The organism is Enterobacter sp. MGH 33 (assembly GCF_000534535.1).
Lineage (GTDB): Bacteria > Pseudomonadota > Gammaproteobacteria > Enterobacterales > Enterobacteriaceae > Enterobacter > Enterobacter hormaechei_C.
The window spans coordinates 3,102,287-3,114,645 of sequence record NZ_KI973212.1 but is presented as its reverse complement, the minus strand read 5'-3'; the positions used below and the strand labels follow the sequence as shown (position 1 = coordinate 3,114,645).

Annotated in this window: 8 protein-coding genes; 7 read left to right on the top strand and 1 reads right to left on the bottom strand. The window is 52.3% G+C overall.

Annotation, left to right across the window (positions count from 1 at the left end):
• The 7 genes from L379_RS09505 (at nt 1) to L379_RS24595 (ending at nt 10,844) form a co-directional block, all read left to right on the top strand.
• Entirely contained in the window at nt 1-450 is a 450-nt protein-coding gene (locus L379_RS09505; protein WP_032654055.1) for a GNAT family N-acetyltransferase, read from the top strand.
• Nucleotides 451-452: 2 nt separating this feature from the next.
• Entirely contained in the window at nt 453-920 is a 468-nt protein-coding gene (locus L379_RS09510) for a hypothetical protein (protein ID WP_032654052.1), read from the top strand.
• 2 nt (nt 921-922) lie between these two features.
• Nucleotides 923-3,631 carry a transglycosylase SLT domain-containing protein gene (locus L379_RS09515; protein ID WP_032654050.1) on the top strand — a complete coding sequence of 903 codons (2,709 nt, stop codon included), beginning with the start codon at nt 923-925 and terminating at the stop codon, nt 3,629-3,631.
• The gene (locus L379_RS09520) at nt 3,631-6,522 is read left to right on the top strand and encodes a hypothetical protein (RefSeq protein WP_032654047.1); all 2,892 of its coding nucleotides are present in this window, start codon (nt 3,631-3,633) and stop codon (nt 6,520-6,522) included. Before L379_RS09515 ends, L379_RS09520 begins: the two co-directional genes overlap by 1 nt.
• Before the next feature lie 64 nt (nt 6,523-6,586).
• On the top strand, nt 6,587-6,928 hold the full coding sequence (locus L379_RS09525; protein ID WP_032654043.1) for a hypothetical protein: 342 nt from the start codon (nt 6,587-6,589) through the stop codon (nt 6,926-6,928).
• Nucleotides 6,925-8,535, top strand: coding sequence for a phage terminase large subunit (gene terL / locus L379_RS09530; RefSeq protein ID WP_032654039.1), 1,611 nt, complete (start codon nt 6,925-6,927; stop codon nt 8,533-8,535). Before L379_RS09525 ends, terL begins: the two co-directional genes overlap by 4 nt.
• Nucleotides 8,536-8,555: 20 nt before the next feature.
• Entirely contained in the window at nt 8,556-10,844 is a 2,289-nt protein-coding gene (locus L379_RS24595) for a phage tail fiber domain-containing protein (protein WP_050597042.1), read from the top strand.
• Nucleotides 10,845-10,872: 28 nt separating this feature from the next.
• Here the strand turns inward: L379_RS24595 and L379_RS09535 are convergent, their stop codons facing one another.
• On the bottom strand, nt 10,873-12,078 hold the full coding sequence (locus L379_RS09535) for an O-antigen ligase family protein (RefSeq protein ID WP_032654036.1): 1,206 nt from the start codon (nt 12,076-12,078) through the stop codon (nt 10,873-10,875).
• Nucleotides 12,079-12,359: the final 281 nt, after the last annotated feature.

Genomic DNA, 12,359 nt, shown 5'->3' with positions numbered 1-12,359 from the left:
ATGGTACGTAACGCAAAATCCGGGGATATCCCGGCGCTGATCGAGCTGGGCGCGCGGATGTATATCGAGTCCCGCTATTCGCAGAATTCACCTTTTGATGAAGAAAAGTGCGCAGAACTTGCCCGTAACCTTATTTCATCTCCTGCCGGCTGTTTGCTTGTGGCAGAAAAAGACGGTGCTGTAATCGGCTGGCTGGCCGGCGGGATTGCTGAGCAGTGGTTCAGCCGCCAGCTCATGGCCTTTGAGTATGGGTTGTTTATCGCGCCTGAACATCGCGGCGGCACGGCTGGCCCGCGTCTCGCTAAAGCCTTTATCACCTGGGCGGAAGACCACGGCGCCGCCATCATAAATATGGGTATCACCACGGGCGTACATGAAGAGCGCACTGGTGATTTGTATTCACGTCTCGGCCTGTCCCGTACCGGTCTGCTTTATTCCAAAGAGGTGTAACGATGTGTACCGGGTTAGAGGTGGCTGCAATTGGTGCGTCTGTTCTTGCAGCTGGTGGCGCGGTCTATAGCGGGCAACAGCAAAAGAAAATGTCCAACTATCAGGCGGCGCAGGCGGAAGCAGATGCAGAAGCCGCGCAGGCTGCTGCACGCGTAGAAGCTGATCGTATTCGTAAGGCGGGCAGGGCACAAGCAGCCCAGGCAAATGCAGCTCTGGCAGCATCAGGTGTTGACACAGGGGAGGGTACAGCACTGCGTATTCAGTCCGATATTGTGGGTGATGCGGAACAGGATGCGTACCAGACCATTCTAGACGGCGCGAACCAGAGCGCCCGGCTCAACGCGCAGGCGTCTGCTGACCGCATCAGCGGCCGTAATGCTTCAACATCTGGCTATATCAGTGCGGGCAGCTCGCTGCTGAGCGCTGGCGGTACAGCGTATAACGGCTGGAAAAAAGCAGGGAGTAAATAAGCGTGAGAATTCCAACGGGTAATTTTGGTAACGTTGCGCCGCAGGCTAATCCGACCCGGGTCGGTGTCAGTAATGTTGGCCAGATTGGTAACGCTGTAGCTGGGCTGGGGGCTGCTCTGGGCCAGACTGTGGATGATTTGCAGCGTACGCAGGATAAAGCTGATGTGGCTGCTACCCAGGCGATACTTACCGATCTCGATGCGAAATCCAGCGACCGCTGGGAGAACCCGGAGACCGGCGCGCTGGTAACCCGGCAGGGGTTTAAGTCGTCTGGCGTTGGTCTGGACATGGACAAGCTGGATTCATCAGACTACGCAGAAGCCCGCAAACGCGTACCACAGAGCCAGTTGCAGTATTTCGATGCGCAATGGAAAGCTGGTCAGATCCGCCGCGCCAGCACCTACAACAGCTTTGAACGTAGCCAGACCGAACAGGCCCAGCGCCAGCAACTCGACGCGACGGTAAAATCGTCCGTTGAACAGGAAGCGGGGGCGTTTGACGACCCGCAGGCAGCTGCGTTAATTCGCGGCGCCCGGCAGCACTCGATTTCATTGTATGGCCAGGCACAAGGATGGTCACAGGAGCAAATTGACCAGGCGGTTTCTGAGGCAAATTTGCGTGCTACGGACCAGCGAGCCCAGAATTATGCGGTTACCAATCCTCAGGGCTGGTTAAATGGCGATTTTCCAGTGAAAGATACCGGTGCGCTGGATATGCGCGCCATCGGGATAGTTGAATCCGGCGGTAAGCATTTTAATGCCGACGGCAGTATTATCACTTCTTCTGCCGGTGCGCAGGGAAAATACCAGCTGATGCCGGACACAGGTAAGGAGCTGGCGGCGAAGCGCGGTATTGAATATAACCCGGCAGACGAAGAGCAAAATGCCCTGCTGGCAAGCGATTACGCAAATCAGCTGTATGGTAAATACGGCTCTGAAACGCTGGCAGGTGCTGCGTACAACTGGGGTATGGGCAACGTTGACAAACTGATCGCGAAAGCCGGGGACCCACGTAAAGGCGAAATATCTGAGGCTGATTTTGTTCGGCAGCTACCTGCGGAAACTCGCGGGTGGCTGGCCCGGTACCGTAAAAATAAAACCGGACTCGATCCGGTGTCTGTCAACAAAATCGATAATATCGCCGAGTCGAAAATTCGGGAGCAGCGTACAGCCCTGCGCGAGCAAATAGACCCAATTCTGAATAATACAATGGTACAGCTGTATAACGGTGAAGTGCCGGACGCTATGCCTGATAAAGCCTCCATCATGTTTGCGTATGGCGAGCAGGGGGCAAAGGCGGTTAAGCAGCTCGATATTGCGATCAACAACGCCAAAACCTTCCAGGCGATACAGTACGTTTCCCCAGAACAGCAGCAGTCAGAAATTGCGAGGTTAAAGCCTCAGGCAAATGACCCTGATTATGCGCTGAAACTCGATGCATACGGCAAACTTGGCGCGCTGGTGCAGAAAAGCAATGAAGCGATACAGGCGCAGCGTGATGCCCGTCGTTTTAACGAAGCGCTGTCTATGGGCGAGAAACTCGACCCTACCAATAAATCTATGCAAAAAGCCGCTGACGCAACACCAACGGCGCAAAATTTCCGGATTAACGACGCCACTACCCACGACGGGATCGTACAGCAGGTTGCCCAGACCGGGATCATTCCTTCGCAGGTAACCACCCAGTTATCGGCGATATCCCGCTCGCGCAGCTCTGAGGCGGTACGTCAGGGTGCTGAGTTATTTAATCGTCTCTATGACACAGATCCTGCGTCTGTTGGCAACATGCCAAAGGATATGCAAGGGTTTTATCTCACCGTTAAGCAGCTTACCGATTCTGGCATGGCGTCCGAAACCGCTATCGAGCAGGCGCAGAATCTGACCTACAACCAGACCGATGCGCTCAAAGCGCAACTGGCATCAACTCAGAGCACCAAGGAGTACAAAAAAGACCGCAGCAAAGCGATGGATTCCGCAGTGAGCAGTATGTCTGGCTTCTTTAGCTGGGGAAATCCATCAGCCGACGACCAGACGCCGGAGGCTGCACGTTTCCGTAACGATTACCAGTCGCTATACGACATCAACTATCGCACCACCGGCGGTAATGCGGATGCGGCGAAGAAAATGACCAACCAGCAGATCGCACGTACATGGAGTATCAGCGAGGTGAACGGCAGCGCTAAGCTTATGAAATATGCTCCGGAAGCACTTTATAACTACGGACCGTCTGGCTGGCAGGCAGCGCAGTGGAAAGAAGAAAAAGAGAGCCTGATGTATGGCGAACGCAAGGGTGATATCTCCACCAGCCCAACGCAGCTCGGGATCACCTCCGGAAGCGCTGCACCTGTTATCAGTAAAACGCCAGAATCGCGTATTGGCGGAGAACTGGAGATAACTCCTGATGTGCTGACGGCCCGCAATGGCGATTACGCCATCATGGTGCGTACAAAAGATAAGGATGGTATCGAGGCGGTACAGCCGTTCTACGATTCGTACGGCAGACCGATGCGCTGGAAACCGTCACTGGAAGAGTGGGCGCCATACAAAAAAATTCAGGAAGAGCGTGAAGAACATGATCGCAATGAGCTGCAACGCGGTCAGGATATACGCGGGTTCAAAGATAAACACCGCGCACTCGACGAACAGTATAAGCGTCTGCACAACGAGCGTATGGACAGAGTTAAAAATTACTTTTCGTGGAGCACTGAATAATGCCGGTATACGCCACTCATGAAGAAATGAATAACGGATTCACTCCGGCGGGTAATGTCCTGGCGGCGCCTTCCGGGTTTGATGTCCCGTTGCCTGAGGGTACCAACCCGGCCCCCCAGCAGGATGAGCCGTCTGTATGGAGCGCTGCATTTCGTCAGAATAACCTGTTGGGCGAGATGTTCCGCCCGGCGAAGCAGTTTGAGCCTGTAGACGGGTATAACCCCTATGCTGATAAAACCGAGCTGCACGGCTATGAACAATGGGGATCCGCTTTTGCCGACTCCCGTTCGCCAGAAGAAACTGCCTGGCTGAAACAGCAGATTGACGACGAAAACGAGGATCGGCGGGTACTTTCCGAGGCCGGGGGGGAGGGTGTTCTCGCCAGCATTGCCGCCGGGGTTGTTGACCCGGTTACAGTAGCTTCGATGTTCATCCCTGGGGCGCAGGGGGGCGCAGTGGCTCGTATTGCGTCGCAGGCTGCAATCGGTGCGGCTGCAACAGCAGCGAGCGAGGTTGCGCTTAACAACCAGCAAATAACCCGCACATGGGGCGAAAGCGCGTCTCACGTCGCAGCGGGTGCATTGATGAGCGGTGTATTTGCGGCGGCTGGCGCCGCGCTGTCTCCTTCTGTTCGCACTAGGGCCACGCGCGAAGTGGCTGATGCGCTCGATAGTATGAGTATCACGTCAGCGACGGATACGGCAGCGGCTTCCCTTTCAGAAGGTGGTAGCGTCGGCGCGGCACGAATCAGCGAAGCCACGCTCGAAGATCTCACTCCGGCAGCTGGTGGCCCGGTCGGTAAACTGGCGCGAAAGGCAGGTAGCTATCTGACACCGTTCACCCGCCTGATGGAGTCACCGTCGAAGACATCCCGCCGCACGGCTCTTGAGCTGGCAGAGAATAATTATACACTTCAGGGTAATGCCCGCGGCATCGAGACACCTGTCGCCGCAGAAACCCGCGTTCGTGGGTGGCGTCGTGAAGAGGCCGCTGTTGTTGTGACAAACAAGCAGGCCTACAGCCAGTACAAAGCCACCGGTGGTGACCTGAGCTTTTCTCAGTTCCGCGAAGAAGTGGGTAATGCCATGCGCAGCGGCGATGTGCATGCTAATCCGGTAGTGCATGAAACGGCACAGGCGATGCGGACCGTGGTTAACCGGGTGAAAGTGGCGCAGCAAAAGCTGGGCCTGCTGCCGCCTGACGAGGAGCTGAAAGCCATCGGCCAGGAGAGTTATTTCCCGCGCGTGTACAGAGTCGGCAAAATCGTTAACGAGCGCGATAAATTTCGCGACATGCTGGTCGACTGGTGGTCGCGCGGTGAGAAAACCATGTCCCGCGAAGAGGCGGAAATTACAGCTGATGCCACGATCAATAAAATCGTCGGCGCAAAAATCCCGCAGGATTTCGCAAACGTCTTTATGGTGAAAGCGGCAGGCAGCACCCGGTCGCGTACGCTCAGCGTTCCCGATCGCCTGATGAAAGATTATCTGGAGAGCGACGCCAACTATGTGCTGCAACGGCATATTCGCGAGGCGTCGGCAGAGGTGGAGCTGACGCGCGCATTCGGTAATAAATCACTGGAGAAGCAGCTCAAGGATATTCAGGACGAATACGATGCGCTGATGCGCCAGAATCCCAAAGACCAGGCGAAACTGGCGAAAGCCCGCGATAACGATATCCGCGACATCACAGCGCTGCGCGACCGCCTGGCGGGTACCTACGGCATGCCGGACGATCCATCATCATTTTTTGTGCGCGCTGGTGCGTTTCTGCGCAGCGCTAGCTTTGTAACCAAGCTGGGCGGTATGACCGTTTCCGCTATTCCTGATCTCGCGCGCGGTGTGATGGTTAATGGCTTTGGCAATACCATGCGCGGTTACTCAGCGCTAATCAGCCGGTCGCCAGCATTCAAGGCCAGCCGCGCCGAACAGTTAAAAATGGCCGTCGGGCTGGAAACTATCCTGCATACTCGTGCGCGTACGATGGGTGACCTGGTAGACAGTTCTGCCCGCACTACGGCGGTAGAAGCGGGAATGGAGCGCGTTACTGATGCGTTCGGCAAGCTCACGCTGATGGGCCACTTCGATGATATGAACAAATCGGTAAACGGCATGATCACGTCCGACGGCATTCTCTCCGGCGCGTTCGCTGGCCGTCGTCTGGCGAAGCTTGGTATTAACGACAACATGGCCGCGCGTATCCGCAGCGAGTTCGAGAAGCACGGTGAAGTCATCAACGGCTGGCATATCGGTAATTTCGAGAAATGGGATGATCAGCACGTGGCTGGCGTTTTTCAGTCGGCGGTACTCAAAGACGTTAATAACACTGTTATCACGCCGGGGATAGGTGATACACCACTATGGGCCAGCACGCCGCTCGGTAAAACCATCTTCCAGTTTAAATCGTTCGCTACCGCATCCTATAACCGTGCCACACTGGGCGGCCTGCAAGAAGGAACCGGGCAGTTTTATTACGGTACCGCTTTTCAGATTGGTCTCGGCGCGCTGACGTACGCGCTTAAACAGACTGCAAACGGTAAAGAGGTAGACTGGTCGCCGAATAAACTGGTACTGGAAGGTGTTGACCGCTCCGGTATTCTTGGCCCGCTGATGGAATATAACAATATGGCGGAAAAGGCCTCCGGCGGTATGGTGGGGCTGGGTGCTTTGCTCGGTACCGGCACACAGTCACGTTATGCCAGTCGAGGTTTTATCGGCTCTGCATTGGGTCCGACGTTTGGCCTTCTCGATACCATTACCGATGTGACAGCTGGCGTGCTCAATGGCGATGCTGGCGATCGGGTTCTGCACAACGTACGTACGCTGTTGCCGGGTAATAACCTCTTCTGGATTGCTCCTCTGATAAATCAGGTTGACCCTGGTATGCGGTAATCGGTCGGGATTCCGACCTCTTGTCTGTTACATCATTGCCCTGTATTCACTATGGGGCTTTTTTATGCATCAGGATTACAAAACACGCCTTACCGCGCTGAGCGATAAACTCACCGATATGGTGCTCGAAGAAGCCGATCCGGATAACTGGCCGGGGGCAGGGAAGAAACCGAGCGAACTGACGAAAGACGAGCGCGGCGACCGCTACTGGGACAAGAAGAACGCAGCCGCATCGCTGACGCTGTTGATTAAGGTTCACTCCCTTATCGGCATGCAGACGCGCGGAGGTACGCCAACTGATAATCCTGGTCAGGATGATGAAGCTTTTGCGCTGGGCCAGCAGGTATCGAAGGCTGAGCGTGAAGCAGCCGCTATTATCGAGCGTCTCCAGAAAGGCAAAAAATGATCTCCTTCCTCGCCTTCTTTCTGATGTGGGCGGAACGGATGCAGTGGAATGTACCGGACTGTCACTATAAAGCCTGCCACTGGCTGGAGCATCGCGGTAATCTCGCGGTGCTTCGCTGTTTCCGTGGGTTCGGCAAATCGACAATTCTCGCGGTCTATAACGCCTGGCGGTATTACTGCGATCGGCAGTATCGCATTTTGCATCAGTCTGAATCCGATGGTACTGCGTATAAAACCAGCCGCGATACGCAGAACGTTTTACGTAATCATCCGCTGACGAAAGGAATGCTACCGGACGGGCAGGGGACGGTAGAGCAGTGGTGGGTCAACGGTGCGCTGGATTTACGTAACGGCAGCATGTATGCCAAAGGCATTCTGTCTAACGTTACATCCGCCCGTGCCAACGAATGCCAGAACGATGATGTAGAAGTACCCCGCAATATCCAGACGCCAGAAGCGCGTGAAAAGCTGCGCTATCGCCTGGGTGAACAAACGCACATCCTGATCCCCGGTGGCCGCAAACTCTACATTGGTACGCCGCATACGCATGACAGCCTTTACGATGAGGTTGAGTCTATGGGCGCTGACTGCTTGACCATCCGGCTATTTGAGAAAGAAAAACGCGTTGAGGCCAAAGACGCTACGCAGCTGCGATACAGCTTATCTTTCCGGCCGGAATATGTTTTCGCCGGGATCCATAAAAGTGCCCGCCTGCTGGTGGAAGATGTCGACTACAAAATTACGGCAAGCGGGGTTGAATTTGCCACCGCGCCCGACACCGTTATTGATTTCTATGCAGATTGCGCCTGGCCTGAGCGATTCACGCGCGATGAAATGGAGAATCGCCGCAAAGAAACGCGCACGATTAACGAGTGGGACAGCCAGTATCAGCTGCACAGTAAACCCGTCGGCGACGTTCGTCTCGATCCAGACCGAATTCGCGAGTACAACATCCATCCGCAGATCCGCTATGCGAACCGTACGGCCTCGCTATGGCTGGGTAACGTGCAAATCGTCGGTGCTGTAGCCTGGTGGGATGTGGCCACAGGTAAAGTTAAAGCGGATGCTTCGGCGTTCTCGCTGATGCTGACGGATGCGAGAGGGCATTTGTACTGGCACATATGCCAGGAGCTTACCGGGGAGCTGGCAGAGTTTGACGATAACGACAAAATCACTGGCGGCCAGGTGGCGCAGATCAAAGAACTGGTACTCAAATATCAGATCCCGGTTGTGTGCGTTGAGGTGAACGGCCCCGGCAGCTTCGCGGGCAAATTGATTCGTCAGGCGCTTAAGGGTACCGGCTGCGGCGTGCGAGAAGAATTCAGTATCACCAACAAGCAGAAACGCATCCTCGATGCGTTTGAAGCGCCCCTGTCTTCTCGGTTCCTCTGGGCGCATACCGATGTGCTCGACGGTCCTGTCTATGGCCAGATGCGTGACTTTAATCCTGCGCTGACCAACCAGCCGGACGACTTCATTGATTCCGGCGCTGGTGCAATAAGTCAGACCCCTGTACGTATCGGGAAAGTGGTCGGGATTCCGACCGGGCATGCGCGCGAAGATTGGCAGTTAAGTGACGGAGATCATCTGGTCGACGTCGATTACTAACCTGCCAGAGGTTTCGCATCATGTCGGTCCCTAACCAGACACCTTATATAATTTATAATGCCAACGGCCTGACGACCGTTTTTCCCTTCGAGTTTTACATCATTAATGCTGGGGATATTCAGGTCTCCATAAACGGTACACCAGTTTCAAGCGGTTACAGCGTTTCCGGCGTTGGTAATGTAACAGGCGGAGATGTGATTTTCATTACTCCACCTGCTGCGGGTACAGTAGTGATGCTGGAACGAGTGGTCCCGACTTACCGTTTGACCGATTACCAGGATAACGGTGACCTGCTGGCCGATACGGTAAACAAGGACTTTGACCGTCTGTGGATGGCTATCCAGCGTTCCTTTATCTACCTTGGTCTGGCATTACGTCGCCCATTGCTTGGAGGGCCGTTTAACGCAGAAGGTTACCGGATTGAGAAGCTTGCCGATCCGGTTAATCCGCAAGATGCTGCGACAAAACGTTACATTGATAATGTGAGTCTTGTTCGTGCGCTGCGTGTCCCTGAAAGCTCCATTCCAACACTTGCACCCGCGGAACATCGAGCAAATAAGCTGCTGGGGTTCAACAGCGCCGGCGATCCAGTATTCGTATCGCCGCCATCGGGGTCTGCCTCAGATGTCATGTTGCAACTAGCTGCAAGTGATGGCTACAAATATATCGGAGAGTGTCCAGATATCTCGACTTTACGGTCGATTGAACCAACAACACTCGGACAGTTAATAAGGGTCAAAAATTACTACTCAGACAAATTTGGTGGTGGGGGCTTCTTCCGCAGTGTTAATCCCGGAACGCTGGTAGAAGATGGCGGTCTTTATATCAAAACGTCCGGCGGAGCTGTGTGGCGGCGGTGCGTCAAAAATAAACAGGTCAGCACAGAAGAATATGGATGCTGGGATGGGAATACAGGATCTGACAACTCTGCACGCCTGTTGAAAGCATGCGCCTCTGGTCTTGACGTGAAAATGATGGGGGAGAATTATAATGTCGTTAGCATCCCTTCAAGTCGATTCAGCCTGACCGGGAGAATGAAAGCCTCTACTGCTGATTTTTCCACGGCATACGGTCGTACGCTCCTGACATTGACTGGAGCGAATGTAACTTATGACATCGATATCGACATGCAGAATTTCGGCGCTGGTGGTTTTATCAACCAGGGTACAGACACTGTTGGTCGCATCAAGGTTTCGAATATCTATGGTGCTAACAGAACGACTTATGGCCTCCAGAACGCAGTAACGGATGAAGGAATAAGAAACACCATTTCTGCCATTATTCGTAATATTCAGAAGGGGGATACTGGCGTTGATCCGCAGCCTGCTGCATTCACCGTAGGTGCTACAACTCAGCGAGGAAACTACCCAGATGTTAATATCTATGACAGTCAAGGTGGGGTAATCGTCGCAGCCACCACTGAAACGGTATTCGGTGTTATCACTGCCAGGTTGATCCACGATAATGGAATTTACTGCCTCGAGGGTAGTCGCGTTTCGATCTCTGAAATGGTTGTTGATAACGGATTAGGCGAGCCCGTTGTAAATGCTGGCGGTATAGTAAACATAGGGGTTCTGCGTATCAGAGAGTGCTCTGGATATGGCATTACATACTCGTACAGTGGAACCATGCGCATCGATGCCTTGTATATCGACAACACCCTAAGTTCATCTATTATGCCAATTCTGCGTAGCCGACCTGATAACGTGAGCAGCACAATCAGGATAGGCCGCATTGAAGGGGCATGTGTACTTGCTGGAGTTACTGCGAGCATTCTTCACTCTATGTTCTCCATTACGCAAGGTGTGACTGATCTGTATATTGGCGATGTAAATCTACGGGTAAATTACGTAACCGGCTCATATCTTGGCATGGCGGATTTTGCAGGGTGCTCAAGGATCCAGTTGGGTAACTGGACGATAGATTTCAATGACACCACAGGGACACTCACATCAGCAAGCATTGCTTACTTCTCTCTGCCTTCTACAGCTCAGTTCGCTGGCTCTCAGGTTGGGTATCAGAATTACAGGTCAACCACGGCGACGGTGAGAATGACTAATATTGGAAACGACACGATAGACTTTGCTGTGGGCCAGGCCGTGCAGGTTAACGCAGGTCCATATATCAGCAGCGCTATCTCTGCTAACTGCCGAATCTTCCATGCCGCAGCAGTACCAACAGCAGGTAAGTGGTACAGCGGGGATAAAATATTCATCATCACACCTGGAACATCAGTGAAACTAGGCTGGGTATGTACACAGTCCGGAGATTTCTCTGGAACAGCACCAACATTCCAGTTGATGGTGTAAAAGAAAAGGCGGCTAATGCCGCCTTCTTTTATTTGTGAGACATCATTTTTTGATAAATGGCATACAGACACAATGCAGCAGGGATCGCTGCCGTTCCCGAGTAAACAACGTGACCAGAGAAGAATGATACGAAGAATATCATGGTAAAGAAGCAAAGTGATATGAGTCTGGACATGCGAGTCTCATAGCATCCATATTTTACTTTTGACCACACAAACTTCATATAGTAGAAGAAGAAAACGACACCGGCTACGCCAAACCACAGGTACATATCAATCAGATCTATTTCTACCGATGATTTTATTCTCTGAAACTCAAGATATTCTTTGGTAAAACCGAAGAAATATTCACCAGTAATAAATGCGGAGTTTCCTTGAATCATTCTCCACGCCGCGTCTACAAACTCATCCCTTCCTGAGAATATTAATCGAGTAATTCCGCCATTCTCATATATATAAACGAATTGAGTCCATTTAGCTCCACTCAGTGTTATGTCTGGGTTGATTATGAAAACCAGCGCGAACACTGCGATAATGGCGGCAGGTATAAGGTACTTTACAGAAAGTGAACGGTATCTAACAAAGAACCATACAGCTACCATTGCGAGAGAAGCAATCATAGCTGTTTTTGTTGAAAGGAGTATGCTGCATCCAAGCAATGCAACAAGCAGGAAGAAAGTCCAAAAGTATCTATAGAAATAAAGTGAAACAAATGCAGCAAGGAACATAAGCAAAATGCTTACTTCATTTCCAGCAAAGAAGAACCCTTTAGCGCCGACAGAGTATTCAGCGTAAGCATCACTTAGGGCGGCGTCTCCATATGCAGAATAACCGTAACCCATTTGCGCCATAAGGAAATTGAGAAGCGTAAACCCTAGCGCTGAAACTGCTCCCAACGCGGCCATCCTGTGAGAAACTCTCAGTGCCGAGAGGGTGTCATAAACGACAAACATTAGCAGGCATCGAATTGCTATCTGCACAGTTTCTACCGGGAACTCATTGAGTTCAAAAGTAGTATAGCCGAGTATCGGACCAAGGCACAGGATAAGCATAAAAAATGAATAGAAAAAAAACCGTTTGATTCTGGTTGCCGCGAGCAGCAAAAGGCACAGACCTAATACAGCAGCTTTATAGAGAGGGGACACAAACCCTATGTCTCGCTCATAAGATAGCCACCCATTCAGCATGTCTACCGGTACAGAAAGGCAGAGAATTAGTATAAGAATTAATCGCATTTTTTATTCTTAAGATAGATTTCTAGTGTTAGCCAGGCTGCTATGAGCAGTAAAAAGATAGCCACTACCCACTTGTTATCCACAGATCCAGTGACAAGCAAGCATACCATTGAGACACCCAAAACTCTTGGGAGGTTAATCCCTTCTTTCATATGTCAGTACCGGGTAGTGCAAAGACGAAAAGCACAACTATCATGATGATTAGCCACTCCATCTTCTTCTCCTCAAAAAAGCAGTTTATCACATGTTTAGGAAAGTTCACTTATTCAGAAGGGCGAGTA